This window comes from Streptomyces thermospinosisporus, assembly GCF_039526425.1.
Lineage (GTDB): Bacteria > Actinomycetota > Actinomycetes > Streptomycetales > Streptomycetaceae > Streptomyces > Streptomyces thermocarboxydovorans.
Genome location: NZ_BAAAIZ010000007.1, coordinates 43321 through 69285, shown reverse-complemented (window position 1 = coordinate 69285; position 25965 = coordinate 43321). Strand labels below are relative to the sequence as shown.

Annotated in this window: 21 protein-coding genes and 2 tRNA genes; 5 read left to right on the top strand and 18 right to left on the bottom strand. The window is 69.8% G+C overall.

All coding sequences use genetic code 11. From position 1 onward, the window contains the following. From mrdA to ABD207_RS02925, 8 genes are all read right to left on the bottom strand, one after another. Positions 1–2228: penicillin-binding protein 2 (gene mrdA / locus ABD207_RS02960; RefSeq protein ID WP_344009800.1), on the bottom strand; the 2228-nt coding region annotated here is incomplete at its 3' end. Between the two features lie 163 nt (positions 2229–2391). Further along, on the bottom strand, positions 2392–3063 hold the full coding sequence (gene mreD / locus ABD207_RS02955) for a rod shape-determining protein MreD (RefSeq protein ID WP_344009799.1): 672 nt from the start codon (positions 3061–3063) through the stop codon (positions 2392–2394). Positions 3064–3073: 10 nt separating this feature from the next. Next, on the bottom strand, positions 3074–4009 hold the full coding sequence (gene mreC, locus ABD207_RS02950; RefSeq protein WP_344009797.1) for a rod shape-determining protein MreC: 936 nt from the start codon (positions 4007–4009) through the stop codon (positions 3074–3076). A 130-nt stretch (positions 4010–4139) separates the two neighbouring features. Then, positions 4140–5159, bottom strand: a complete 1020-nt coding sequence (locus ABD207_RS02945; RefSeq protein ID WP_030381728.1) for a rod shape-determining protein — start codon at positions 5157–5159, stop codon at positions 4140–4142. Positions 5160–5519: 360 nt separating this feature from the next. Then, positions 5520–5933 carry a nucleoside-diphosphate kinase gene (ndk, locus tag ABD207_RS02940; protein ID WP_167998148.1) on the bottom strand — a complete coding sequence of 138 codons (414 nt, stop codon included), beginning with the start codon at positions 5931–5933 and terminating at the stop codon, positions 5520–5522. Between the two features lie 68 nt (positions 5934–6001). Beyond that, positions 6002–6352 (bottom strand): DUF4233 domain-containing protein, encoded by a 351-nt coding sequence (locus ABD207_RS02935; protein ID WP_344009794.1) that lies wholly within the window; start codon positions 6350–6352, stop codon positions 6002–6004. A gap of 6 nt (positions 6353–6358) precedes the next feature. Next, on the bottom strand, positions 6359–7843 hold the full coding sequence (gene folC, locus ABD207_RS02930) for a bifunctional tetrahydrofolate synthase/dihydrofolate synthase (RefSeq protein WP_344009793.1): 1485 nt from the start codon (positions 7841–7843) through the stop codon (positions 6359–6361). 412 nt (positions 7844–8255) lie between these two features. Next, positions 8256–10880 (bottom strand): valine--tRNA ligase, encoded by a 2625-nt coding sequence (locus ABD207_RS02925; RefSeq protein WP_344009792.1) that lies wholly within the window; start codon positions 10878–10880, stop codon positions 8256–8258. 137 nt (positions 10881–11017) lie between these two features. Between ABD207_RS02925 and ABD207_RS02920 the strand changes: the two genes are divergently transcribed. Then, on the top strand, positions 11018–11938 hold the full coding sequence (locus ABD207_RS02920; RefSeq protein ID WP_344009791.1) for a hypothetical protein: 921 nt from the start codon (positions 11018–11020) through the stop codon (positions 11936–11938). 67 nt (positions 11939–12005) lie between these two features. Here ABD207_RS02920 and clpX read toward each other — a convergent pair whose 3' ends face one another. The 5 genes from clpX to ABD207_RS02895 form a co-directional block, all read right to left on the bottom strand. Further along, positions 12006–13292, bottom strand: a complete 1287-nt coding sequence (clpX, locus tag ABD207_RS02915) for an ATP-dependent Clp protease ATP-binding subunit ClpX (protein ID WP_344009790.1) — start codon at positions 13290–13292, stop codon at positions 12006–12008. 180 nt (positions 13293–13472) lie between these two features. Continuing rightward, positions 13473–14180, bottom strand: a complete 708-nt coding sequence (locus tag ABD207_RS02910; protein ID WP_344002391.1) for an ATP-dependent Clp protease proteolytic subunit — start codon at positions 14178–14180, stop codon at positions 13473–13475. 52 nt (positions 14181–14232) lie between these two features. Then, positions 14233–14838, bottom strand: a complete 606-nt coding sequence (locus ABD207_RS02905; RefSeq protein ID WP_167998166.1) for an ATP-dependent Clp protease proteolytic subunit — start codon at positions 14836–14838, stop codon at positions 14233–14235. 331 nt (positions 14839–15169) lie between these two features. Continuing rightward, on the bottom strand, positions 15170–16627 hold the full coding sequence (tig, locus tag ABD207_RS02900) for a trigger factor (protein WP_344009789.1): 1458 nt from the start codon (positions 16625–16627) through the stop codon (positions 15170–15172). A gap of 193 nt (positions 16628–16820) precedes the next feature. Further along, positions 16821–16897, bottom strand: a tRNA-Pro gene (locus tag ABD207_RS02895). Between the two features lie 165 nt (positions 16898–17062). Between ABD207_RS02895 and ABD207_RS02890 the strand changes: the two genes are divergently transcribed. Next, a tRNA-Gly gene (locus ABD207_RS02890) sits at positions 17063–17133 on the top strand. Positions 17134–17398: 265 nt separating this feature from the next. On the opposite strand, the gene ABD207_RS02885 is transcribed toward ABD207_RS02890, so the two are convergent. Beyond that, on the bottom strand, positions 17399–17593 hold the full coding sequence (locus tag ABD207_RS02885) for a hypothetical protein (RefSeq protein ID WP_123999966.1): 195 nt from the start codon (positions 17591–17593) through the stop codon (positions 17399–17401). Between the two features lie 668 nt (positions 17594–18261). On the opposite strand from ABD207_RS02885, the gene ABD207_RS02880 reads away from it, so the two are divergent. After that, complete coding sequence (locus tag ABD207_RS02880) at positions 18262–19482, top strand: acyltransferase family protein (protein ID WP_344009788.1); 1221 nt, start codon at positions 18262–18264, stop codon at positions 19480–19482. Positions 19483–19499: 17 nt separating this feature from the next. Here the strand turns inward: ABD207_RS02880 and ABD207_RS02875 are convergent, their stop codons facing one another. Both ABD207_RS02875 and ABD207_RS02870 read right to left on the bottom strand, forming a co-directional pair. Continuing rightward, positions 19500–19949: an HD domain-containing protein gene (locus ABD207_RS02875; RefSeq protein WP_344009825.1), complete on the bottom strand. Its 450-nt coding sequence runs from the start codon at positions 19947–19949 to the stop codon at positions 19500–19502. 41 nt (positions 19950–19990) lie between these two features. After that, entirely contained in the window at positions 19991–21163 is a 1173-nt protein-coding gene (locus ABD207_RS02870; RefSeq protein WP_344009786.1) for a SpoIIE family protein phosphatase, read from the bottom strand. A 162-nt stretch (positions 21164–21325) separates the two neighbouring features. On the opposite strand from ABD207_RS02870, the gene ABD207_RS02865 reads away from it, so the two are divergent. Next, positions 21326–22579, top strand: coding sequence for a GNAT family N-acetyltransferase (locus tag ABD207_RS02865; protein WP_344009784.1), 1254 nt, complete (start codon positions 21326–21328; stop codon positions 22577–22579). Positions 22580–22827: 248 nt separating this feature from the next. On the opposite strand, the gene ABD207_RS02860 is transcribed toward ABD207_RS02865, so the two are convergent. Both ABD207_RS02860 and ABD207_RS02855 read right to left on the bottom strand, forming a co-directional pair. Next, positions 22828–23643, bottom strand: coding sequence for an Fpg/Nei family DNA glycosylase (locus ABD207_RS02860; RefSeq protein WP_344009782.1), 816 nt, complete (start codon positions 23641–23643; stop codon positions 22828–22830). A 148-nt stretch (positions 23644–23791) separates the two neighbouring features. Then, positions 23792–24277, bottom strand: coding sequence for a ribose-5-phosphate isomerase (locus tag ABD207_RS02855; RefSeq protein ID WP_344002375.1), 486 nt, complete (start codon positions 24275–24277; stop codon positions 23792–23794). 210 nt (positions 24278–24487) lie between these two features. Between ABD207_RS02855 and ABD207_RS02850 the strand changes: the two genes are divergently transcribed. After that, a complete protein-coding gene (locus tag ABD207_RS02850; protein WP_344009781.1) occupies positions 24488–25948 on the top strand; it encodes an amino acid permease in 1461 nt (486 codons plus the stop codon). Positions 25949–25965: the final 17 nt, after the last annotated feature.

Genomic DNA, 25965 nt, shown 5'->3' with positions numbered 1-25965 from the left:
CGGCGGGTGTCGCGGTTGCTTGCCTCGGGTGAGGGGACGGTGGCCCCTTGCTGGTCGGCGGGGTCGCCCTGGTCGTCCTCGGGTGGGTTGGCCGAGGCGTCGGGCGAGGGGCCGGCGGACTTGGCGGGGTCCTTGGGCATCTTGGGGGACTTGATGGTGCCGTCCGCCTTGATCTTGGGCAGGCTCTTCTGCGGCTTGGGCAGCAGCGCCTTCTTCTTGTCGATCTTGCCGTCCTCGGTGACGCCGTAGAGCGCGTTGTAGATGTTGCGCACGGCGGGACCCGAGGCGCCGGAGCCGGTACCACCCTGGGAGATCGTCATGACGATCGCGTAGTCCTCGGTGTAGGTGGTGAACCAGGAGGTGGTCTGCTTGCCGTAGACCTCGGCCGTACCGGTCTTGGCGTGCATCGGGATCTTGTCCTGCGGCCAGCCGCCGAAGCGCCAGGCAGCCGTACCGCGGGTGGCGACGCCCTCGAGGGCGTTGTCGATGGCCTTGAGGGTCTTCTTGGTCACCGGCAGCTTGCCGTGGGCCTTGGGCTTGATCTCGGTGACGGTCCTGCCGTCGGGGCTGATGACGGCCTTGCCGATGGTGGGGTCGTACAGGGTGCCGCCGTTGGAGAGGGCGGCGTAGATGGTGGCCATCTGGATGGGGGTGACGAGGGTGTCGCCCTGGCCGATGGAGTAGTTGACGGAGTCACCGGCGCGCAGCCGGTTGCCTTCGAGGCAGTTCTCGTAGGCGATGCGCTCGGCGTAGCTGCCGTTCTTCTTGCCGGTCTTGCACCAGGCGTCCTTGTTGGCCTTCCAGTAGTCCTTCTTCCACTGGCGGTCGGGGACGCGGCCGGTGACCTCGTTGGGCAGGTCGATGCCGGTCTCCTTGCCGAGGCCGAACTCGTGCGCGGTCTTGTAGAACCAGTCGTTGGGGTGCTTCTTCGGCTTGTTGCCGCCGTCGCGCTTCCACTCCTCGTGGGAGAGGCGGTAGAAGACGGTGTCGCAGGAGACCTCGAGGGCGCGGCCGAGGCTGATCGGGCCGTGGCTCTGGGACTCGAAGTTCTTGAAGACCTGGCCGCCGATGGAGTACGAGCTGGAGCAGTTGTAGGGGCCCTCGAAGGAGTAGCCGGCCCTGACGGCCGCCGCGGTCGGGATGACCTTGAAGACGGAGCCGGGGGCGGACTGGCCCTGGATGGCGCGGTTGAGCAGCGGGTAGTTGCTCTTCTTGCCGGTGAGCTTGGCGTAGTCCTTGGCGGAGATGCCGCCGACCCAGGCGTTGGGGTCGTAGGTGGGGTTGGACGCCATGGCGACGATGCGACCGGTCTTGGCCTCCATCACCACGACGGCGCCGGAGTCGGCCTTGTAGTTGGTGCCGGTGTTGCGGTCGTGGACCTTGCGCGCTTCCTTCATCGCCCAGTTGAGCTGGTACTCGGCGACGCGCTGGACGCGGGCGTCGATGCTGGTGACGAGGTTGGCGCCGGGCTCGGCCGGGTCGGACTGGGACTTGCCGAGGACGCGGCCGAGGTTGTCGACCTCGTAGCGGGTGACGCCGGCCTTGCCGCGCAGCTGCTTGTCGTACTGCCGCTCGAGTCCGGAGCGGCCGACCATGTCGGAGCGCAGGTAGGGCGAGTCGGTGTCCTGGGCTTCCTTGATCTCCTCGTCGGTGACGGGCGAGAGGTAGCCGAGGACCTGGGCGGTGTTGGCCTTGCCGGGTGACGGGTAGCGGCGCACGGCCTGCGGTTCGGCGGTGATGCCGGGGAAGTCCTCGGCGCGTTCGCGGATCTGCAGGGCCTGCCTGGGGGTGGCCTCGTCGGTGATGGGGATGGGCTGGTAGGGCGAGCCGTTCCAGCAGGGCTGGGGGGTCTTGGCGTCGCACAGCCGGACCTTCTCCATGACCTCCTTGGGGGTCATGCCGAGGACCTTGGCGAGCTTGGTGAGGACCGCCTTGCCGTCGTCCTTCATCTTCATCAGCTCGGTGCGGGAGGCGGAGACGACGAGCCGGGTCTCGTTGTCCGCGAGGGGCACTCCGCGGGCGTCGAGGATGGAGCCGCGCACGGCGGGCTGGACGACCTGCTGGACGTGGTTGCCGGAGGCCTCCTTGGCGTACTGGTCGCCCTCGCGGATCTGGAGGTACCACAGGCGGCCGCCGAGGGTGCCGAGCAGGGAGAGGACGAGGACCTGGATGACGATGAGCCGGATCTGCACGCGTGGGCTGCGGCCGGTCTCGGGAATGTTGGTCACCTGGTGCGTCCCCCTCTCGAAGTCCTGGTCGCTCGTGCCACCGCGGGCCGCCCGTCCCGCGCTCGTGTTCGCACGCGTGGGCGGCCGCGTACGAGTGATGAACGGCCCGGCCGTGCGGCGGGGTTCCAGCCCCGCTCACCCGTCCGGGTGAACTTCGCCGAGGTCACAGGCGCTTGACCCCCTTGATGCGTCCGGCGCGGGCGACCCGGGACCGGGCGGCCCTGGCCCGCAGGCCGTTGCCGCGCTGGCCGCCGATGCGCAGTCCGGTGCCGCCGGCCAGCCAGCCGGAGGAGATGTCGCCGGCCTTGGTGGAGCTGGTGTCGGCGAGGGGGTCGTTCTCGGCGCGCCGGGCGAGTGCCATGACGCCGGGGACCACGAACGGGGCCAGCAGCAGGTCGTAGAGGGCGGCGGTGAACAGCAGGCTGCCGAGGCCCACATGGCGGGCGGCGGTGTCGCCGACCAGGGCGCCGACCCCGGCGTAGAGCAGGGTGGAGCCGAGCGCGGCGGCGACCACCACGGCCATCGGGCCGGAGGCGGACTTCACCTGGCCGGTCTCGGGCTTGACGAGCCCGGCGAGGTAGCCGATGACGCACAGCACGAGGGCGTAGCGGCCGGCGGCGTGGTCGGCGGGCGGGGCGAGGTCGGCGAGGAGTCCGGCGAAGAAGCCGACGAAGGCGCCGCCGACGTGGCCGTAGACCAGGGCGAGGCCGAGGACGGTGAGCAGCAGCAGGTCGGGCACGGCGCCCGGGAGCTGGAGCCGGGCGAGCACGGTGACCTGGACGACCAGGGCGACGACGATCAGTGAGCTGGACAGCAGGATCCGGTTGACGCGCATGGTGCAGCTCCTACTGCTCGGGCTGGCCGTCGGCGGGGGCGGACGGGGTGACGGTCACCGTCACGGTCGGTGTGGGGGCCGGCTTGGGCTTCTTGGGCAGCACCGTGTCCCGCGGGTCCTTCTCGGGGGCCTGGACGACGACCCCGACGACGTCGAGCTTGCTGAAGCTGACGTACGGGGTGACGTAGAGGGTGCGGGTCAGGTCTCCGCCGGAGGGGTCGACGCGGGAGACGATGCCGACGGGCACGCCGGGCACGAACGGCTTGTCGGCCTGCGAGCCGAAGGTGACCAGGCGGTCGCCCTTCTTGACCTCGGCCTTGCCGTTGAGCAGTTCGACGCGCAGCGGACGGTCGCCCTGGCCGGAGGCGAAGCCGAGTTCGTCGCTGCCCTCCATGCGGGTGCCGACGGTGAAGTCGGGGTCGCTGGCGAGCAGCACGGTGGCGGTGTTGGGGCCGACGGTGGTGACCCGGCCGACGAGTCCGTCGCCGTTGATGACGGTCATGTCGCGTTCGATGCCGTCGTTGGCGCCGACGTCGATGGTGATGGTCCAGGAGAAGCCCTGGGCCGCTCCAATGGCGATGACCTGGGCGCCCTTGATGCCGTACTGGCCCTTGCCGGCGACTCCGAGCAGCTTGTCGAGCTGCTTGAGGCGGCTGCGGTCGCGGTCGTCGCTGCCGAGCTCGGCCTTGAGCGCGGCGTTCTCCCGCTCCAGTTCGGCGAGCCGGTCGTGCCGGTCACCGGACTCGCGGACGGCGGAGACGGCGTTGCCGATGGGGTCGACCGCGCTGGACACCCCGTTCTCGATGGGGCCGAAGACGGATGCGGCGGCATGCCGGGCACCGTCGACCGGTGAATCCTCTCCGCCGCGGATGTCCACCGTGATCAGTGCGAACGCGATGGCGATCAGCAGCACCAGGAGCAGCCGGCTCTCTTTCGTGTCCCTCACGTGCGGCGGCCGTGCCTTCCTCGTCGTAGGCGGGTGTCGGGAACGGTGGTTGAGATGAGCTTATGTCTCTATATCAACGATCCGCCGTACGAGGGGTGATCGTCCCGTACGGCGGAATCGAAACGTTGTGTCATCTGCGCGGCTGGGCGTCGAGCACCTGCTGCAGTGCCTCGAACTCCTCGACGCACTTGCCGGACCCGAGCGCCACGCTGTCCAGCGGGTCCTCGGCGATGTGGATGGGCATGCCCGTCTCCCGGCGCAGCCGCTCGTCCAGGCCGCGCAGCAGCGCGCCGCCGCCGGTCAGCACGATCCCCCGGTCCATGATGTCGCCGGACAGCTCCGGCGGGCACTTGTCGAGGGTCGTCTTGACGGCGTCCACGATGGCGTTGACGGGTTCCTCGATGGCCTTTCTGACTTCGGCGGCCGAGATGACGACGGTCTTGGGCAGCCCGGACACGAGGTCCCGGCCCCGGATTTCGGTGTGCTCGTCGGAGTCGAGGTCGTACGCCGAACCGATCGTGATCTTGATCTGTTCGGCCGTCCGCTCACCCAGCAGCAGCGAGTACTCCTTCTTGACGTGCTGGATGATGGCGTTGTCCAGCTCGTCGCCCGCGACCCGGATGGACTGGGCGGTGACGATGCCGCCGAGGGAGATGACCGCGACCTCCGTGGTGCCGCCGCCGATGTCCACCACCATGTTGCCGGTGGCCTCGTGGACCGGCAGCCCGGAGCCGATGGCCGCCGCCATGGGCTCCTCGATGATGTGCACCTGCCGGGCGCCGGCCTGGGACGACGCCTCGATGACGGCACGGCGCTCGACGCCGGTGATGCCCGAGGGCACACAGACGACGACCCGTGGGCGAGCCAGATACCGCCGCTTATGGATCTTCAGGATGAAGTAGCGGAGCATCCGCTCGGTGATTTCGAAGTCGGCGATGACACCGTCCTTCAGAGGACGCACGGCAACGATGTTGCCGGGCGTGCGCCCGATCATCTTCTTCGCTTCGGCGCCGACCGCGAGGATGCCACCGGTGTTGGTGTTGATCGCGACGACGGACGGCTCGTTGAGTACGATTCCGCGACCCCTCACGTACACCAGCGTGTTGGCGGTCCCGAGGTCGACAGCCATGTCACGGCCGATGAACGACATTGAGTTCCCCATCAGGATTCGTCTGGCCTTCCCACGAGCTTTTGAGGGCTTTTCAGGTCGGCGAGTTGGGTGCGGTGACGTGAAGGCTTCCATCGTAGACGCGCCTTCGCGAACACTGCGCGAGGGTCTTCGCCATTGTCATCAGATGGCGTCTTCGGCTGCTTGTGGAGACGGTCCATCGGGGGCATGCGTTCCCCCGAACGCCGTGCATATGCCAGGAAGGTCCGCGGGCAAAGCCCCCAGACCCTCCGAGACGTGCGGGAACGGACCTCACCGGCCCGCGACGAGATCGTTATGCGGCGCCCGCCGGACGCGGCGCCCGGGACCCCGCGAGCGGCATGCCGGCGCACGTGCGCGTCCTCACGCGCGGCCCGGGAAGAAGATCTTCACCTCGCGCTCGGCGGACTCCTCGGAGTCCGAGGCGTGGATCAGGTTCTCCCGGACGATGACGCCGTAGTCGCCGCGGATGGAGCCGGGCGCGGCGGCGATCGGGTCGGTCGGACCGGCCAGCTGGCGCATGCCCTCGATGACCCGCTCGCCCTCGACGATCATGGCCACGACCGGGCCGGAGGACATGAACTCCACCAGCGGCTCGTAGAAGGGCTTGCCCTTGTGCTCGCCGTAGTGCTGCTCCAGCGTGTCCTGGTCCAGGGTGCGCAGCTCCAGCGCGGTGATCTGCCAGCCGGCCTTGCGCTCGATACGGCTGATGATCTCGCCGGTCAGGCCGCGACGGACAGCGTCGGGCTTGAGGAGGACGAGGGTGCGCTGGGTCACGGCTGAGCTCCTTATGTGCAGCAAGTATGTGCGGTTCGATGAGGTTACCGGGCGGGCCCTCAGGGGCGTCACACAGCGTCAGCCTGCTCGGCCTCCGCGGCGAAGCGGGCTTTCGCCTCGTCCACCTTTCGGCCGAAATGCACCGAGGCCCACCACAGGGCGGCGAACAGGACGCCCATGAAGTACATGAAGGGGACGAAGAAGCCGGAGGCGATCAGGGCGATCTGCAGCGCCCAGCCGAGCGCCACCCCGCCGGGCCTGGTGACCATGCCGCACAGCACGACGGACAGGAACATCGCGATGCCGCACACGGTCCACACCGTGCCCGTGGCGAGGTCCGGGTCCTTCATCGCGACCAGCCCGGCGAATCCGATCACGAAGAACTCGCCGATCAGCGTGGACGAACAGAGCGTACGCATCGTGGGTCAGCCCCTCCCCAGGAGCAGCCGGGCCTCGCCGACCGTGATGACCGAACCGGTGACGAGCACTCCGCCGCCGGCGAACTCGCCCTCCTCCTCGGCCAGCGTGACCGCCGCGTCCAGCGCGTCCGGCAGCCGGGGCTCGACCTGCACGCGGTCCTCCCCGAACACCTCGACGGCGATGCCCGCCAGTTCGTCGGCGTCCATCGCGCGGTGGCTGGAGTTCTGGGTGACGACGATCTCCGCGAAGACCGGCTCGAAGGCCTCCAGCATGCCCCGGACGTTCTTGTCGCCGCTCGCGCCGACGACGCCGATGAGCCGGCTGAACTGGAACGCCTCCCCCAGCGCCTCGGCGGCCGCCCGCGCGCCCGCCGGGTTGTGCGCGGCGTCCAGCACGACGGTCGGCGAGCGCCGTACGACCTCCAGCCGGCCCGGCGAGGCGACGGCGGCGAAGGCGTTGCGCACGGTGTCGATGTCGAGCGGTTCGGCGCGCTGGGCGCCGACGCCGAAGAAGGCCTCCACGGCGGCGAGCGCCACGGCCGCGTTGTGCGCCTGGTGGGCGCCGTGCAGCGGCAGGAACACCTCGGGGTACTCGCCGCCAAGCCCGCGCAGGGTGAGCAGCTGGCCGCCGACGGCGACCTGCCGGGAGACGACCCCGAACTCCAGGCCCTCGCGGGCCACGGTCGCGTCCACCTCGACGGCCTTCTTCAGCAGCACCTGGGCCGCCTCCACCGGCTGCTGGGCCATGATCACGGTCGCGCCCTGCTTGATGACGCCGGCCTTCTCCGTGGCGATCTCGGCGGGGGTGGTGCCGAGCCGGTCGGTGTGGTCGAGCTCGATCGGCATGACGACGGCGACGTTCCCGTCGATCACGTTCGTGGCGTCCCAGCTGCCGCCCATGCCGACCTCGACGACCGCGACGTCGACCGGCGCGTCGGCGAAGGCGGCGTACGCCATGCCGGTGAGCACCTCGAAGAACGACAGCCGGTACTCCTGCTGGGAGTCGACCATCTCGACGTACGGCTGGATGTCCCGGTAGGTCTCGATGAACCGCTCGGCGGAGATCGGCGCGCCGTCCAGGCTGATGCGCTCGGTGACCGACTGCACATGGGGCGAGGTGTACCGGCCGGTGCGCAGCTCGAAGGCGCCGAGCAGGGCCTCGATCATGCGGGCGGTGGAGGTCTTGCCGTTGGTGCCGGTGATGTGGATGGAGGGGTACGAGCGCTGCGGCTCGCCCAGCACGTCCATCAGGGCGGTGATGCGGCTGACGGAGGGCTCGAGCTTGGTCTCGCCCCAGCGGGTGGCCAGCTCCCCCTCGACCTCGCGCAGGGCCTTGTCGACCTCGGGGTCCTCCGGGCGCGCGGGGATGTCCGCCCGAGGCGGGCCGCTCTGGGTGCGCAGGGTGCGGCTGCCGGCCTCGATGACGGCGAGATCGGGGTCGCGGTCGGTCTCCGCCGCGACGATCTCTTCAAAGGGGTCGCTGTCACTCACGGCCCCCAGTCTACGTGCGGCCCTGCCCTCCCCCGGCCCGCCTCGGAGGCGGCCGCTCACCTGCGGCCCGGCGGGCCAACGGCCCCCCAGGGGAGGGCTCGCCGCCCGCCCGGTCGGGGGCACGGCTGCCCGTTGGGCACATAGCCCGGCGTCCCCGCGCGGGCGGGGCCAGCAGACACCGCACGCCGGAGACCCGGCGCCCCCGGGGGGCCCGGCCCCGGCGCGCCAAGGACCCGGCGCCCTCCACGAGAGATTCCGCCGACCCGCACACCCCGGATCCTGGTCCCCTGTGTGAGGACGAAACGCCCCGCGCCCTGCGCACCAAAGGCCACCGAGGACCCGGCCGCCCGCACGCAATGGGCCCCGGTGCCAGTACGGCGCCGGGGCCCCTTGGACCTGCCTGCGTAGGCGTTTACGCCTGCGGGAGGCGTTCCAGCTGGGCCTGGATGCGGGTGATGTCCTCCTCGGCCTTGGCCAGGCGGGTGCGGATCTTCTCGACCACGTGCTCCGGCGCCTTGGACAGGAACGCCTCGTTGCTGAGCTTGGCCGTGGCCTGGGACTTCTCCTTCTCGGCGGCGGCCAGGTCCTTGGCGAGGCGCTTGCGCTCGGCGGCCACGTCGATCACACCGGAGAGGTCCAGCGCGACCTCGACGCCCTCGACCGGGAGGGTCGCGGTCGGCGTGAAGGAGTCGCCCTCCGGCTGCAGGCGCAGCAGCTGGCGGATGGCCGCCTCGTGCCGGGCCAGCGGCGAGCCCTCCAGGGACAGGCGGGCCGGGACCCGCTGGCCGGGCTGGAGGCCCTGGTCGGCGCGGAAGCGGCGGACCTCGGTGATCACCGACTGGAGCGTGGCGATCTCCCGCTCGGCCTCGGGGTCACGGAAGCCGCTGTCCTTCGGCCAGTCGGCGATCACGACGGACTCGCCGCCGGTGAGCGCGGTCCACAGCGCCTCGGTGACGAACGGGACGACCGGGTGGAGCAGCCGGAGCATGACGTCCAGGACCTCGCCCAGGACGCGCTTGCTGACCTCGGCCGGCTCGCCGCCCGCCTGGAACGTCGTCTTGGACAGCTCGACGTACCAGTCGAAGACCTCGTCCCAGGCGAAGTGGAACAGCGCGTCCGACAGCTTGGCGAACTGGAAGTCGTCGTAGTACGCGTCGACCTCGGCGACGACGGAGTTCAGCCGGGAGAGGATCCAGCGGTCCGTCGGCGACATCTTCGACGGGTCCGGCAGCGGCCCCTCGACCGTCGCGCCGTTCATCAGCGCGAAGCGGGTCGCGTTCCAGATCTTGTTGGCGAAGTTGCGCGAGCCCTGGACCCAGTCCTCGCCGATCGGGACGTCGACACCGGGGTTGGCGCCGCGGGCCAGGGTGAAGCGGAGGGCGTCGGAGCCGTACTTGTCCATCCAGTCCAGCGGGTTGACCGCGTTGCCGAAGGACTTCGACATCTTCTTGCCGTACTGGTCGCGGACCATGCCGTGCAGGGCGATGGTGTGGAACGGCGGGGTGCCGTCCATCGCGTACAGGCCGAACATCATCATCCGGGCGACCCAGAAGAAGAGGATGTCGTAGCCGGTGACCAGGACGGAGTTCGGATAGAACTTCTTGAGCGAGTCGGTCTCCTCGGGCCAGCCGAGGGTGGAGAAGGGCCACAGGCCGGAGGAGAACCAGGTGTCCAGGACGTCGGTCTCCTGGTGCCAGCCCTCGCCGCTGGGCGGCTCCTCGTCGGGGCCGACGCAGACGACCTCGCCGTCCGGGCCGTACCAGACCGGGATGCGGTGGCCCCACCACAACTGCCGCGAGATGCACCAGTCGTGCAGGTTGTCGACCCAGTCGAAGTAGCGCTTCTCCATCTCCTGCGGATGGATCTTGACCCGGCCGTCGCGGACCGCGTCACCGGCGGCCTTGGCGAGCGGGCCGACCTTGACCCACCACTGCATGGACAGGCGCGGCTCGATGGTGGTCTTGCAGCGCGAGCAGTGGCCGACGGAGTGGACGTACGGGCGCTTCTCGGCGACGATCCGGCCCTCGGCGCGCAGCGCGGCGACGATGGCGGAACGGGCCTCGAGGCGGTCCAGGCCCTGGAAGGGGCCGTGCGCGGTGATGACGGCGTGCTCGTCCATCACGGCGATGGCGGGCAGGTCGTGCCGCTGGCCGATCTCGAAGTCGTTCGGGTCGTGGGCCGGGGTGACCTTGACGGCACCCGTGCCGAACTGCGGGTCGACGTGCTCGTCGGCGACGACGGGGATGCGGCGGCCGGTGAGCGGCAGCTCGATCTCCCGGCCGACGAGGTGCCGGTAGCGGTCGTCCTCGGGGTGGACCGCGACGGCGGTGTCGCCGAGCATCGTCTCGGCGCGGGTGGTGGCCACGACGATGGAGTCGTCGCCGTCGCCGTAGCGGATGGAGACGAGCTCGCCGTCGTCGTCCTGGTACTCGACCTCGATGTCGGAGATCGCGGTCAGGCAGCGCGGGCACCAGTTGATGATGCGCTCGGCGCGGTAGATCAGCCCGTCGTCGTAGAGCCGCTTGAAGATGGTCTGGACGGCCTTGGACAGGCCCTCGTCCATGGTGAAGCGCTCACGGGACCAGGCGACGCCGTCGCCGAGGCGGCGCATCTGGCCGGAGATCTGCCCGCCGGACTCGGCCTTCCACCGCCAGACCCGCTCGACGAAGGCCTCACGGCCCAGGTCGTGCCGGGACTTGCCCTCCTTGGCGAGCTCCCGCTCGACGACGTTCTGGGTGGCGATGCCGGCGTGGTCCATGCCGGGCTGCCACAGCGTCTCGTAGCCCTGCATGCGCTTGCGGCGGGTCAGGGCGTCGATGAGGGTGTGCTCGAAGGCGTGGCCCAGGTGCAGGCTGCCGGTGACGTTCGGCGGCGGGATGACGATGGTGTACGGCGGCTTGTCACTGTGCTCGTCGGCCTCGAAGTAACCGCGTTCTACCCAGCGCTCGTACAGGGGCCCCTCTACGTCGGCCGGCGCGTACTGGGTCGGCAGTTCGGTGGTGGGCGCTGTCTCTGGCTGCTGAGTGTTCTCGGTCACGGGCATGAGTTTACGGGTGTCACGGCCCAGTCCCGAAACGCGTTTCCTTTGTAACGGTGCGGTACCCGCTGGCCTGAACACATCACGTCTGCGACAGGATGTGAGCGACACATAAGCATCTGGAGGGGAACCCAGGAATGAGCTACAACCAGCCGGGCCCGTACGGCGGGCAGCCCCAGCAGCCCGGACCGTACGGCCAGCCGGGTCCTTACGGCCAGCAGCCGCAGGCTCCGCAGCCCGGCTACGGCTACCCCCAGCAGGCCCCGCCGCCGGGACAGCCGGGTTACGGCTACCCCCAGCAGCCGGGCCAGCCCGGTGTCCCGCCGCAGCAGCCGCCCTACGGCCAGGCCCCGTACGGCCAGCCTCCCGCCCCGAGCGGGGGCGGCGGCAAGAAGGCGGGCATCATCATCGGCGCGGTGGCGGTCGTGGCGGCGATCGGCGTGGGCGCGTACTTCGTCCTCGGCGGCAGCGGCGGCGGCGCGAGCGGTCTGAAGGACGACGGTCCGCACAAGCTGACGACGCCGGAGACGGTGCTCACCGACTACAAGCGGATCGGCCCGAACCAGCCGCCGGAGGACGCCTCGTCGAGCGACGTCAAGGAACTCGCCAAGAGCGGCATCAGCGACGCCAAGGCCGTCAGGGCGCTGTTCTCGACGCTCGACATCAACGACCCCTCGGCCCTCGAGGACCCGACCAAGGTGGCTGCCTCCAAGGCCGTGACGTTCGTGGGTCTCTACGGCAAGGTGAAGGACCCCGAGCAGGCGCTCGACGACGCCCTCAACGGCATGAAGAAGAGCACCGCCAAGGACCTCGAGTTCGTCGGTGACGCGGAGAGCGTGGAGCCGGACGGCCTCGAGGGTGCCGTCATGAAGTGCCAGAAGGCCAAGGGCGAGAACAAGCAGACCGGTCAGACGGACACTCAGTACGTGTGCCTCTGGGCCGACTACAGCACGATCGGCATGGCCGTGCCCGCCGCCGGCGGCAAGGGCGTGGACCTCGACACCTCGGCCAAGGTCACCGCCGACCTCCGCAAGGACGTACGCGTCCCGGTCAACTAGCGGGAACAGGAACGAGAAGGGCGCCCCGGCCTAGCGGCCGGGGCGCCTTTCTGTGCCCGGGGGACGGCTACGCCGTCTTCTGCTCCCCCGGCCCACGGCCGCGGGCGTCGCGGGGGATGAGGGTGGGGTTGACGTTGGAGAGGACGACGTCGGCGGTGATGACGACGCGGGCCACGTCCTTGCGGGACGGGACCTCGTACATCACGCCCTGGAGGACCTCCTCCATGATGGCGCGCAGGCCGCGGGCGCCGGTCTGGCGGAGGATGGCCTGGTCGGCGATGGCCTCGAGGGCCTCGCGTTCGAAGTCCAGCTCCACGCCGTCGAGTTCGAAGAGGCGCTGGTACTGCTTCACCAGCGCGTTGCGCGGCTCGACCAGGATCTTCAGCAGCGCCTCGCGGTCCAGGTTGTGGACCGAGGTGATGACCGGCAGGCGGCCGATGAACTCGGGGATCATGCCGAACTTGACCAGGTCCTCCGGCATGACGTCCTCGAACTGGTCCTTGGACTCCAGCTCCCGCTTGGAGCGGATGTCGGCGCCGAAGCCGATGCCCTTGGCGCCCGCCCGGCCCTCGATGATCTTCTCCAGGCCGGCGAAGGCACCGCCCACGATGAACAGCACGTTCGTCGTGTCGATCTGGATGAACTCCTGGTGCGGGTGCTTGCGGCCGCCCTGCGGCGGGACGGAGGCGGTGGTGCCCTCCAGGATCTTCAGCAGGGCCTGCTGGACGCCCTCGCCGGAGACGTCGCGGGTGATCGACGGGTTCTCGCTCTTGCGGGCGACCTTGTCGATCTCGTCGATGTAGATGATCCCGGTCTCGGCCTTCTTCACGTCGTAGTCGGCCGCCTGGATCAGCTTGAGCAGGATGTTCTCGACGTCCTCGCCGACGTAGCCCGCCTCGGTCAGCGCCGTCGCGTCGGCGATGGCGAACGGGACGTTCAGCATGCGGGCGAGGGTCTGGGCGAGCAGGGTCTTGCCGGAGCCGGTGGGGCCGAGCAGCAGGATGTTGGACTTGGCGAGCTCGATACCGTCGTCGCGGCCGTTCGCCCCGCCGTTCTCGCCGGCCTGGACCCGCTTGTAGTGGTTGTACACCGCGACGGAGAGGGCCTTCTTCGCCGCCTCCTGGCCGACCACATAGCTCTCGAGGAACTCGTAGATCTCACGGGGCTTGGGAAGCTCCTCCCAGCGCACCTCGCTGGTCTCGGCGAGCTCCTCCTCGATGATCTCGTTGCAGAGATCGATGCACTCGTCGCAGATGTACACACCGGGCCCTGCGATGAGCTTCTTGACCTGCTTCTGGCTCTTCCCGCAGAACGAGCACTTGAGCAGATCGCCGCCGTCACCGATGCGTGCCACGGTGTGCTTCCCCTTCGCCTGGGAGACGCCTGGACGTCAACGTCCAGCGGCTCCTGGTGCTGCCTTATGTCCGACGGTACCTTGCCGGGCCCCCCGTTCGGGCCCCCCTTGGCGCGGTTCGCTTTGACGTGAACCGGGCCAAACCGTGCCAAGGGGCGGCAGACGTCTCAGCCTCGTGCGTCAGCGCAGGCTGGCGTTGTCCATCTTGCGGGTGGTGATGATCTGGTCGATCAGGCCGTACTGCAGCGCGTCCTCGGCCGTGAGGATCTTGTCGCGCTCGATGTCCTCGCGGATCTTCTCCAGCGGCTGGGTGGAGTGCTTGGCCAGCATCTCCTCCAGCTGCGAGCGCATCCGCAGGATCTCGTTGGCGGCGATTTCCAGGTCGGACACCTGGCCGCGGCCCGTCTCGCTGTACGGCTGGTGGATCAGCACGCGGGCGTTCGGCAGGGCCATGCGCTTGCCGGGCGTGCCGGCGGCCAGCAGCACGGCGGCGGCCGAGGCGGCCTGGCCCATGCAGACCGTCTGGATGTCCGGCTTGACGTACTGCATGGTGTCGTAGATCGCCGTCAGCGCGGTGAAGGAGCCACCGGGGCTGTTGATGTAGACCGAGATGTCACGGTCGGGGTCCATCGACTCCAGGCACAGCAGCTGCGCCATGACGTCGTTGGCGGAGGCGTCGTCGATCTGGACGCCGAGGAAGATCACGCGCTCCTCGAAGAGCTTCGCGTACGGGTCGTACTCGCGGATGCCCTGGGAGGTGCGCTCGACGAAGCGGGGGATGACGTAACGGGACTCGGCCATCGGGCCGGTGTACCGGGACTGGGATGCGCGCATGTCCTGCACGGCGTCCATGCGGTCGTACAGGCCGCGGCCGGGGAAGTCGTTCACGGTGTCTCCTGGTAAAGGCTGAGGCGGTCGGCGAGCGGAGCTGATGGGGCGATCAGGCCCCGGTGCCGCCGCCGCCCGGCATGCCGGCGGCCGTGGCGATCACATCGTCGATGAGGCCGTACTCCTTGGCCTCGAAGGCGTCGAACCAGCGGTCACGGTCGGAGTCACGGATGATCTGCTCCACCGTCTGACCGGTGTGCTGGGCCGTGAGCTCGGCCATGCGCTTCTTGGTGTGCAGCAGCCGCTCGGCGTGGATCTTGATGTCCGAGGCCGAGCCTGCCAGGCCGGCGGAGGGCTGGTGGATCAGGATCTCGGCGTTCGGCAGCGCGAACCGCTTGCCGGGGGTGCCGGCGCTCAGCAGGAACTGGCCCATGGAGGCGGCCAGGCCCATGGCGATCGTCACCACGTCGTTCTTGATGTACTGCATGGTGTCGTAGATCGCCATGCCGGCCGTGATGGAGCCGCCGGGGCTGTTGATGTAGAGGTAGATGTCCTTGTCGGGGTCGGCGGCAAGGAGCAGCAGCTGCGCGGTGATCCTGTTCGCAATGTCGTCGTCGACCGGCTGGCCGAGGAAGATGATCCGCTCGTTGAGCAGCCGGCTGTAGACCTGGTCGCCGAGGCCACCACCGATGGAGGGCTCGCCGGCGGCGGAGGGCATCAGATTCGTCACGTATCCACCTGCTCGTCTTACGACGGCGCCGGGCCGTCTCACGTGTTCCCTGCGGGGGGCCTCCGGCAGCTCGGCCGCCGGTGGGTGCTGGGCCCCGTATTCAAGGACCCTAACGCTCAGGGTGGGCGGTGCCATCCCGGTTCTGTGGGTGTTCGCCGGGGGCGTAGCGGCCCGTGTGGTTCCGGTCGCCGGCAGGTACGGGTCGCGCGCGTCCGGTCGGCGCCGGTCCCCGCGTACCTGCGACTGCCCTCGCTGGTGCGGGAAGGGCCCCGGGGGGTTCGCCCCGGGGCCCTTCCTGTGATCTTGCGGAAGCCGGGGCTCAGCCCTCGGACTTCTCCTCGGCCTTGTCCCCACCGGACTCCGCGGACTCGCCGGACTCAGCGGACTCGGCGGACTCGGCCGACTCGGCGGACTCGGCCGACTCGGCGGACTCGACGGTCTCCGCCTCGGCCTCCGCCGGCTCCTCCTCGTCGTCCAGGTCGACGATCTCGCCGTTGGTGTCCCTCACCGTGGCCTTCTCGACCACGACGGCCAGCGCCTTGCCGCGGGCGACCTCGCCGACGAGCAGCGGGACCTGGCCCTGCTCGACGACGGCCTGGGCGAACTGGTCGGGGGACATGCCGGAGGAGGCCGCACGCCGCATGAGGTGCTCGGTGAGCTCCTCCTGGTTGACGCTGAGCTTCTCCTGCTTGACGAGCTCGTCGAGCACGAACTGGGTCTTGATGCCCTTGATCGCGGCCTCGCGGGTCTCGTTCTCGAACTCCTCGGCGGTCTTGCCCTGGATCTCCAGGTACTTGTCGAGGGTGAGACCCATCTGGCCGAGCTGGTGGTGCTCGAGGTTGTGCTTACGGGTGTTGATCTCGTCCTCGAGCAGCTTCTCGGGGACCGGGACCTCGACCAGCTCGAGCAGCTTCTCCAGGACGCGCTCCTGGGCCTGCGTGGCCTGGTCGTACTGCTTCATGTTCTCCAGGCGCTTGCGGCTGTCGGCCCGGAGCTCCTCGAGGGTGTCGAACTCGGAGGCCAGCTGCGCGAACTCGTCGTCCAGCTCGGGCAGTTCCCGCTTGGCGACCTGGGTGACCCTGACGGTGACCTCGGCCTCCTTGCCGGCCGCGGAGCCGCCCTTCAGCTCGGAGGTGAAGGTGGCCTCCTCACCGGCGGACAGGCCCTTGACGGCGTCGTCGATGCCGTCGAGCAGCTCGCCGGAGCCGATGGTGTAGGAGACGTCCTTGGCGACGCCGTCCTCGAGGACCTTGCCCTCGACCTTGGCCTCCAGGTCGATGGTGACCACGTCGCCGTCCTCGGCGGCGCGCTCGACCGGGGTGGTGGAGGCGAAACGCTCACGGAGCTGCTCGACCGACTTGTCGACGTCCTCGTCGGTGACCTCGACGGCGTCGACCTCGACCTCGATGCCGGAGTAGTCCGGGATCTCGATGGAGGGGCGCACGTCGACCTCGGCGGTGAAGTTCAGCGTCTCGCCGTCCTTCAGCTCCGTGATGTCGACCTCGGGCTGACCCAGCGGGCTCAGCTGGGCCTGGTTCACGGCGTCGGTGTAGAACTTCGGGAGAGCGTCGTTGACGGCCTCCTCCAGGACCGCACCGCGGCCGAAGCGCTGGTCGATGACCCGGGCCGGGACCTTGCCCTTGCGGAAGCCCTTCACCGTGACCTGCTGGTTGATCTTCTTGTACGCCGCGTCGAGGCTGTCCTTGAGCTCCTCGAAGGGCACCTCGACAGTGAGCCGAACCCGGGTCGGGTTCAGGGTCTCCACGGCGCTCTTCACGGTTCGGTCTCCTTGTGGCTGACTTCTCGGTTTCTGCCGGTACCAGAGCGGTCCGGCGGATGCGCCGCCCGGAGGACTTCAGACCTGAGACACACGGGCGTGCAGCTTGCATAGTAACGGCAGCGACTACGGCGCCCAAAAGGCGATCACCGGCAAGTGACCGCTGGCTGATCACCGAGGGTGACCGGATGGGTGGTCGGGGTGGCGGGATTTGAACCCACGGCCTTCCGCTCCCAAAGCGGACGCGCTACCAAGCTGCGCCACACCCCGTCTGGTGCGACACGTAGGGTACATGCCGCCCGGCGGTGCGACGGCAGGATTTGAGGGGCGCGCTGCGGTGTCGCCGGCGGGGCGGGCAACGGGTGTGCATCGAGGTGCCCTGACCCGCTACGATGCCTGTCAGTACTGCGGCCGGTACGGCCTGCGGTGCACCCTGCGGGCGTAGCTCAATGGTAGAGCCCTAGTCTTCCAAACTAGCTACGCGGGTTCGATTCCCGTCGCCCGCTCTGTACGGCTCAGGGCCGGCCGGAGGATCACTTCCTCCGGTCGGCCCTGGTCGTTTCCGGCTCCGGTGGCATTGATCGTTTCGCCGGCCGCTCCAGGCGTCGCCTTGATCGCTCTCGGCCCCAGGGCCTCGCCCTGATCGTTTCACCGGCCGCGCTCTCCGGCCCCAGCCGCACCGCGCCCGGGTCCCAGCTCCGTCCCGCCGGCCCGGGACCTTGATCACCGGGCTGGGGCGAGCGCCCCCCTGGAACTGGGACGGGCGCCCTCCTAGAACTGGATCGAGTTGATCGTCTCGGCTATCGAGTTCAGGAAGCGCTGGATGTCGTCGGCCATGCCGGTGGAGGCGAGGAAGAAGCCGAAGAGGACCGCGACGATCGCGGGGCCCGCCTTGATGGAGCCGCCTCTCAGGAGCACCACAAGGATGATCGCCAACAGCAGCACCACAGACAGTGAAATGGCCACAACTGATCACACCCTCGGTCGGTCCGCTCTCCCGGCCCGGGGGCGCGACCCCCGCGCACCCCGCCAGAACCATCGTGCCACCAACCTGCCCGCGTCATGCCGCAGGTGACACATCGTTCAGCCGGGGTACCCGGCGGCGGACGGGGAGCCCCGCCCCTCAGGACCGCGCACGCCCGCGCGCACGCGGCACCGTACGCCACAACACCGGTGTCTCGCACGGGAATTCGAGGTACCGCCCGAGCAGGGAATTCAACCGGATCGTTTCCATACCCACACAACGCGTCCGCAGGCATTTCGAATTGCCCGCACGGCCTTCTCAACAGACCGGCGACACAGGGCGCCAAGGCGACGGAAGTGGACATTCCGTCGGAGTCACCCGCCGGTCTTATGCATGGCTTAATCCGGATGAATCACGACATGCAGGGCGCCAGTCGGGCGGTTCGGGCACGCACTCCCCTTAAGCATCGGATGTGTTGGCCATCACTAGGACCGCGAGGCCGAGTTTCCTCCATCGGGGGTACCCGGACCGAATAACCAGTAATGACGTCGGGCGTTTTACGAATAGCCGGAGACAACGCTAGGGTGCCTCAGATGTTCCACGCTGCCTCGTCCCCCGCAAGCGCAGCGAGCTCTGTGAACCTCTCCCCCGGTGCGCTGTGGGAGGGCCTGTGACGAACTCGCTGCGACCGTACGGCAACCGCAGAACGCCGCTTCCCCCGGCACACGCACCGGCGGCCGGAGGCACGGGCCCGCATACCCCGAGCGCGGGCTCCGCCAACCGCTCCGAGTCCCCCAGGTCCTCCGGGTCCTCCGGGTCCACCGGCAAGCAGCGCGACGCCTTCTTCGACAACGCCAAGTACCTGGCGATCGTGCTGGTCGGTGTGGGCCACGCCTGGGGCCAGATCCTGGACGACAACCGGACGGTGGAGGCGCTCTACCGGTTCGTGTACACGTTCCACATGCCGGCTTTCATCATCATCTCCGGCTACTTCTCGCGCAGCTTCGACATGAGTCCCAAGCGCGTGAAGCGGCTGATCGCCACCGTCGTCGTGCCGTACCTCGTCTTCGAGGTGGCCTACACGCTGCACAAGCGGGTCGTGGACAACGACCCCGGCCACGACCTCAGCCTGCTCGACGCCACCTATCTGCTGTGGTTCCTGTGCGCGCTGTTCATCTGGCGCCTGACCACGCCCATCTGGAAGACGATCCGCTACCCCCTGCCGGTCGCCATCGCCCTCGGGGCGCTGGCGTCCATGACGCCGTCGATCGCCAACGACCTGGACATGCAGCGCGTGCTGCAGTTCCTGCCGTGCTTCGTGCTGGGTCTGGTGCTGCGGCCGGAGCACTTCTGCCTGGTGCGCCGCCGCTCGGCGCGGATCGCCTCGCTGCCGGTGATGGCGGCGGCGCTGGCCGTCGCCTGGTGGTCGGTGCCCCGCATGTCCACCGGCTGGTTCTACCGCGACTCCCCGGCGCAGGACTCGGGCGCCCCGTGGTGGACCGGGCCGGTGATGATGCTGGCGCTGTTCGGCTGCTCGCTGGTGCTGACCGCCTGCTTCCTGGCCTGGGTCCCCGGCCGGCGCATGTGGTTCACCTCGCTGGGCGCCGGGACGATCTACGGCTTCCTGCTGCACGGCTTCGTGGTGAAGACCGGCACCTACCAGGGCTGGTTCAAGGCGCCCGTACTGGACACGCCGCTGGGCGAGATCGTGCTGACCGTGGTCGGTGCCGTCGGCATCACCCTGCTGTGCACCAAGCCCGTGCGGCAGGCGCTGCGATGGGTGGTGGAACCACGGATGGAGTGGGCCTTCCGGCCGGACGTCATAGCGGAGGCACGGGAGCGCGAGAAGCGCTCCGAGGCCGCCCGGTCCCGCGAGAAGGTCTCCGTCTGAGCGAAGCCCGGGCAGCCCTACCGGGTCTCCCCCGCGACCAGGCCGAGAAGTGTGCGCATCCGCGTGTACTTCTCGGCCAGTCTCGTTCTGGTGGGCTCGTCCAGCACGGCCAGGCGCTCGGGGTCGGCGTTGTGCGCCAGGTCGGCCTCCTTCACCAGCAGCGCGCCCGGCGTGGCGAGGATGCGGGCCGCGTACGCCTCGGGCGGCTCGGCCGGCCGCTTGGTGACCGCGAGGACGATGTCCTTGGTGCGCCGGGTCAGCGGGGCCTGCTCCAGCCACGTCAGGGAGAGCTTGTCGTCCTCGACGGCGTCGTGCAGCCAGGCCGCGGCGATCTGCTCCTCGTCGCCGCCGCGCGCCCGTACGCCCTCGGCGACGGCCCGCAGATGCTCCTCGTACGGGCGCCCGGCCTTGTCGGTCTGGCCCGAGTGGGCGGCGCGGGCGGTGGCCTCGGCCTCGGCCAGGGTCATGGGTGTGTCGCTCACCGCTCCAGTGTGCCCGGCGGCACGGCTCAGCGGGTGGCGGTGGGGCCCTCGCGGCAGATCAGCAGCAGGGCACGGTCGTCGTTGACGTCCTTGGCGACCGACTCGATCAGATGCCAGGCGGCGCCGTGGAAGCCGCCGGCGACATAGCGGTCGGCCTCCCCGGTGAGCCGGTCGATGCCCTCGACGATGTCCCGGTCGGCCGTCTCCACCAGCCCGTCGGTGAACAGCATCAGCACGTCACCGGGGCGCAGGGAGCCCTTCACCGGGTCGAACTGGGCGCCGTCGTACACGCCGAGCAGGGGGCCCTCGGCGGCCTTCTCCTCCCAGCGGCCGCTGCCCGCGCTGAGCTGGAGGCCCGGCGGGTGGCCCGCGGAGTACAGCTCGTAGTCGCCGGAGTCGAGGTCGAGGACGAGGTGGATGGAGGTGGCGAAGCCCTCCTCCCACTCCTGGCGCAGCAAGTAGCCGTTGGCGGCGGGCAGGAAGGCGTGCGGGGGCAGGCTGCCGAGCAGTCCGCCGAAGGCGCCGGAGAGCAGCAGGGCGCGGGAGCCCGCGTCCATGCCCTTGCCCGAGACGTCGGTCAGCACGACCTCCAGGGTGCGCCCGCCGTTGGTGCGGGCCGCGACCACGAAGTCGCCCGAGAAGGACTGGCCGCCCGCCGGGCGCAGGGCCATCTCGTGGTGCCATCCGGAGGGCAGTTTGGGCAGTTTGCTCTGCACCCGGATGCGTTCGCGCAGGTCGAACAGCATGGTGCCGCCGCGCCGCCAGGGCACGCCGACCCGGCTGCGGAACTGAGCGACGAGCAGCCCGAAGAAGCCGCAGGCGGCCACCACAAGGACCACACCCGGGGTGACCCGTGAGGTGCCCTCGGTGTACGGGCCGAGATGGACCGACTCCACGATGAGCGCGGTGGCCGCCGCCGCGTACAGGCCGAGCAGGCTGGCCGGGCGCAGCAGCAGCCCGCCGGCCACGATCGGCAGCACCAGCGCCGCCGGGGAGAACCAGACCGAGTTGACGAGCGTGCCCGCCATGATCAGCGGGATGGTGAGGAAGAGACCGGCCAGCGCGATCCAGTCCGAGCCGTCCCCGCGGAAGTAGTCGACGGCCGCTCTGCGCACGCCGACGCGGGCCCGGTGCCACTGCTTCTTCAACCGGGCCGTGAACGTGTCGGCTTCCGCGCGCCGCTGTCGTCTCGGTGCCATTAGTTCGGGACCCTATCCGTGGGACCGGCCGCTTGGCACGGGAGGTCCGCCTTGTCCCCCGTCCGGGGACCGACATCACAGTGAACTTCACGGGATGCCGTCTCGTGGCCGCTCGGGAGAAATTCCCTCGCTCGTCCCGCATTGCCCTGATAGGCATGGCTCATGGTGAATGAGCGCACGGCCCCGGCGACCGGACTCCGGGTACTCACCCCGGACGACTGGGACAAGTGGTACGGAACGCTGATACGTGCCTTCGGCGGAGTTCCGGAATCCGACGAGGAACGGGAACTGTGGAACTCCCTGACCGAGTTCGGCCGTTCCCTCGGCGTATGGGACGGGGACGAGTGTGTGGGGACGGCGGGGGCGTTCTCCTTCCGAGTGACGGTACCGGGCGGCGCCTCGGTGCCGGCTGCGGGCGTGACGATGGTGAGCGTGGCCGCCACGCACCGGCGGCGCGGGGTGCTGACGTCCATGATGCGACGGCAGTTGGACGACATACGGTCCTGGGGCGAGCCGCTTGCGGTGCTGACCGCGTCCGAGCCGGCGATCTACGGCCGGTTCGGGTACGGAGCGGCGGCCTTCCAGCTGGACGCCGAGATCGACACGTCTCTGGTGACGCTGTCGGCGCCGGACGGCACGGACGACGTAGTGGTGCGGTACGCGCCGCCGGCCGAGGTCGCCAAGGAGTGCCAGGCGGTGTACGACCAGCTGGTACCGCTGCGGCCCGGCATGCTGACGGCGCCGGCCGGCTGGGAGCGGCTGCCGCTGGTGGACCCGGAGAGCGACCGGGGCGGTGCCTCTCCGCTGCAGTGCGTCGCCGCCCGGCGGGACGGCGAGACGGTGGGGTACGCGCGGTTCCGGGTGAAGCCGGAGTTGGGGCCGGGCGGGCATCAGGGCACGGTGACGCTGGAGGATCTGGCGGCGCTTGATCCGGCGGCGGACGCGGCGCTGTGGCAATTCCTGTTCGGCATCGATCTGACCTCGACGCTGGTGGCGCGGCGGCGGCCGGTGGACGAGGCGTGGCAGTACCTGGTGTCCGACATCCGGCGGTGCCGCCCGGCGCTGCGGGACTCGCTGTATCTGCGGCCGATGGAGGTGGGGGCCGCGCTGTCGCGGCGGACCTACCAGGTGCCGCTGGACGTGGTGTTGGAGGTGGAGGACGCCTTCTGCCCCTGGAACAGCGGGCGTTGGCGGCTGAGCGGGGACGCCGGGGGCGCGACCTGTGAGCGGACCGCCGATCCGGCCGATCTCGCCCTGTCCGTACGCGAGTTGGGCGCCGCCTATCTGGGCGGGGTGAGCCTCGCGGCGCTGGCGGCGGCCGGGCGGGTGCGCGAACTGCGGCGCGGGGCGCTTGCCCAGGCGGCCGTCGCCTTCGGGGCGGGCGGCGTGGCTCCCTGGCTGCCGTTCGGCTTCTGAGGGCGCGCCGGGCCGGCTGCCGTTCGGGGACTGAGAGCGCGCCGGGCCGGCTGCCGTTCGGGGACTGAGAGCGCGCCGGGCCGGCTGCCGTTCGGGTACTGAGAGCGCGCCGGGCCGGCTGCCGTTCGGGGACTGAGAGCGCGCCGGGCCGGCTGCCGTTCGGGGACTGAGAGCGCGCCGGGCCGGCTGCCGTTCGGGGACTGAGAGCGCGCCGGGCCGGTTGCCGTTCGGGGCTGGAGTGTGCAGGGTCAGGCGCCGCGCTGGCAGTTGGGGCACCAGAAGAGGTTGCGGGCGGCCAGGTCTGCGGTGCGGATCGGCTCGCCGCACAGATGGCAGGGCTGGTTCGCACGCCGGTAGACGTACACCTCGCCGCCGTGGTCGTCGACGCGGGGCGGGCGGCCCATCGCCTCCGGGGTGTGCTCGGGGCGCACGGTGTCGATGCGGTTCCGGCGCACGCCCTCGTGCATCAGCTCCACCAAGTCCGTCCACAGCGCGTCCCATTCGGCGGGGGTGATGTCGCGGCCGGGGCGGTAGGGGTCGATGCGGTGCCGGAACAGGACCTCGGCGCGGTAGACGTTGCCGACGCCGGCGATGACCTTCTGGTCCATCAGCAGGGCGGCGATGGTGGTGCGGCTGCGGCTGATGCGGCGGTAGGCGGCGGCCGGGTCGGCGTCCGGGCGGAGCGGATCGGGGCCGAGCCGGTCGTGTATCGCCTGCTTCTCGCCGCCGGTGATCAGGGCGCAGGTGGTGGGGCCGCGCAGATCCACGTACGCGCCGTCGTGGGCGAGGCGGAGGCGGACGGTGTCCGTGGGCGGCGGCGCGGGGGCCGGGCCGAAGGTGACCTTGCCGAACAGGCCGAGGTGGATGTGGATCCAGTCGGCGTCGCGGAAGCCGAGGAAGAGGTGCTTGCCGTGGGCGTCGGTGGTGTGCAGCGGGGTGCCGTCGAGGAGGGCGGCGGCGTCGGAGAACTTGCCCTGGGGACTGGTGACGCGGAGCGGGGCGCCGGTCGCGAAGGCGGCGGCGTAGTCCTTGGCCAGCCGGTGGATGGTGTGCCCTTCGGGCATGGTCCCCTTCGTCCCCTTCGTCCCCTTCGTCCCCTTCTCCTGCGTCCTCGGCCGGGCTGCCCGCGCCGGCGTACGGCACGGGCGCACTGCCCCTGCTGCTCCGTGTGCGGGCCGGCCCGTCCCGTCCCCGGTGCGGGCGGCCAAGCGGTTACTGCTGGGGGTGGTGGGCCGGGATCGGGGGAAGGTCGCCGGTGGTCTCGTAGGCGGAGAGCATCCCGATGCGGCGGACGTGCCGCTCGTCCTCGGAGAACGGGGTGTTGAGGAAGGTCTCCACGAACTTTGTGGCCTCGTCCTGCGAGTGCATGCGCGCGCCGATCGCGACCACGTTGGCGTTGTTGTGCTGGCGGCCCAGCGCCGCCGTCTCCTCGCTCCAGGCGAGCGCGGCCCGGACGCCCTTCACCTTGTTGGCGGCGATCTGCTCGCCGTTGCCCGAACCGCCGATCACGATGCCGAGGGCGCCGGGGTCCTCGGCGGTCCGCTCGGCGGCACGCAGGCAGAACGGCGGGTAGTCGTCCTGGGCGTCGTAGATGTGGGGGCCGCAGTCGACGGGGTCGTGCCCCGCTTCCTTCAGCCACTGGACGAGGTGGTTCTTGAGTTCGTAGCCGGCATGGTCCGAGCCGAGGTACACGCGCATGGTCCGAGTGTGACATGCGGCTTACCGGGCAGGCGCGCGGGGTGCTGACCCCGGGAAATGTGAGAAGAATCTCAGAACCTCATGAAAACCTCAAGTAACGATTTGCTTTCGAAGGTTTTCCAGCGCGCAACCCTCCGTTTCACTGGTCCAGCTCGTACACCGATCTGTGCGAGCGAGCTACAGCTACCCGGCGCAAAGAAAGTCCGTTCCATGACCTCGCAGCCGACCCTGACCAAGCCCGGAAGCTCTCCGTCCGGCCCCGGCGACCCCGGCGGCACCGGACTGCAGGCCGGACTCAAGAACCGTCATCTGTCGATGATCGCCATCGGTGGTGTCATCGGCGCCGGCCTGTTCGTCGGATCCAAGTCCGCCATCGCGACCGCCGGACCCGGAATCCTGCTCTCGTACGCCCTCGTCGGCACGCTCGTGGTGCTGGTGATGCGCATGCTGGGCGAGATGTCCGCGGCCCACCCGACCTCCGGTTCCTTCTCGGCGCACGCCGACCGGGCGCTCGGCCCCTGGGCCGGGTTCTCCATCGGCTGGCTGTACTGGTTCTTCTGGGTGGTCGTGCTGGCGGTGGAGGCGACCGCCGGTGCCGAGATCCTCGAAGGCTGGATTCCGGCCGTGCCCCAGTGGGTCTGGGCCCTGCTCGTGATGGTGGTGCTCACCGCCACCAACCTGGCGTCCGTGGGCTCCTACGGCGAGTTCGAGTTCTGGTTCGCCGGCATCAAGGTCGTCGCCATCAGCGCGTTCATCCTCATCGGCGGGCTGGCCGTCTTCGGCCTGCTGCCCGGCGTCGACAGCGAGCAGGCGGGTCTGTCCAACCTCACCGAGCACGGCGGCTTCCTGCCCAACGGGCCCGGTGCGATCCTCACCGGCATCCTGCTGGTCGTCTTCTCCTTCATGGGCAGCGAGATCGCCACCCTCGCGGCCGGTGAGGCCGAGGACCCCCGGCGGGCGGTCACCAAGGCCACCAACAGCATCATCTGGCGTATCGGCGTCTTCTACCTGGGCTCCATCTTCGTGGTGGTCTGCCTGCTGCCGTGGAACAGCGAGTCCATCGCCGAGAACGGCTCCTACGTGGCCGCGCTGGACACCCTGGGCATCCCGCACGCCGGTCAGATCATGAACTTCATCGTGCTGACCTCGGTGCTGTCCTGCCTCAACTCCGGTCTCTACACGGCCTCCCGGATGGCCTTCTCGCTCGGTGAGCGCGGCGACGCGCCCAAGGCGTTCGCCCGGACCACCGAGCGCGGCGTGCCGCGGACGGCGATCCTGGTGTCCGTGGTGTTCGGCTTCGTCGCCGTGTTCTTCAACTACGAGTACCCCGACTCGGTCTTCCTGTTCCTGGTCAACTCCTCCGGTGCGGTCGCGCTGTTCGTGTGGCTGGTGATCTGCGTCTCGCAGCTGCGGATGCGCAAGATCATCCAGCGGGAGGCGCCGGAGAAGCTGATCGTGCGGATGTGGCTCTACCCGTACCTGACCTGGGCGAGCATGGGGCTGATCGTGTTCGTGATCGGCTACATGCTGACCGACACCGAGCACAACGGGCGGAACACGATGCTGCTGTCGCTGCTGGTCGCGGCCGTGGTGCTGGTGGTCGCCGTGGTGAAGCAGCGGCTGGACGCACGCAAGGCCGCAGCGGAGCGGGACGAGGTCCCGGCCGGCTGAAGTCCTCCCGGCTGAAC

Coding starts and splice junctions, on each gene's coding strand:
- mreD (WP_344009799.1), bottom strand. CDS start 3,063: ATGCGCGTCAACCGGATCCTGCTGTCCAGCTCACTGATCGTCGTCGCC.
- ABD207_RS02945 (WP_030381728.1), bottom strand. CDS start 5,159: ATGTCGTTCATCGGCCGTGACATGGCTGTCGACCTCGGGACCGCCAAC.
- ABD207_RS02935 (WP_344009794.1), bottom strand. CDS start 6,352: ATGCGTACGCTCTGTTCGTCCACGCTGATCGGCGAGTTCTTCGTGATC.
- ABD207_RS02920 (WP_344009791.1), top strand. CDS start 11,018: ATGAGCTACAACCAGCCGGGCCCGTACGGCGGGCAGCCCCAGCAGCCC.
- ABD207_RS02905 (WP_167998166.1), bottom strand. CDS start 14,838: ATGCCCTCCGCCGCCGGCGAGCCCTCCATCGGTGGTGGCCTCGGCGAC.
- ABD207_RS02875 (WP_344009825.1), bottom strand. CDS start 19,949: ATGACCCTGGCCGAGGCCGAGGCCACCGCCCGCGCCGCCCACTCGGGC.
- ABD207_RS02870 (WP_344009786.1), bottom strand. CDS start 21,163: ATGGCACCGAGACGACAGCGGCGCGCGGAAGCCGACACGTTCACGGCC.
- ABD207_RS02865 (WP_344009784.1), top strand. CDS start 21,326: ATGGTGAATGAGCGCACGGCCCCGGCGACCGGACTCCGGGTACTCACC.
- ABD207_RS02860 (WP_344009782.1), bottom strand. CDS start 23,643: ATGCCCGAAGGGCACACCATCCACCGGCTGGCCAAGGACTACGCCGCC.
- ABD207_RS02855 (WP_344002375.1), bottom strand. CDS start 24,277: ATGCGCGTGTACCTCGGCTCGGACCATGCCGGCTACGAACTCAAGAAC.
- ABD207_RS02850 (WP_344009781.1), top strand. CDS start 24,488: ATGACCTCGCAGCCGACCCTGACCAAGCCCGGAAGCTCTCCGTCCGGC.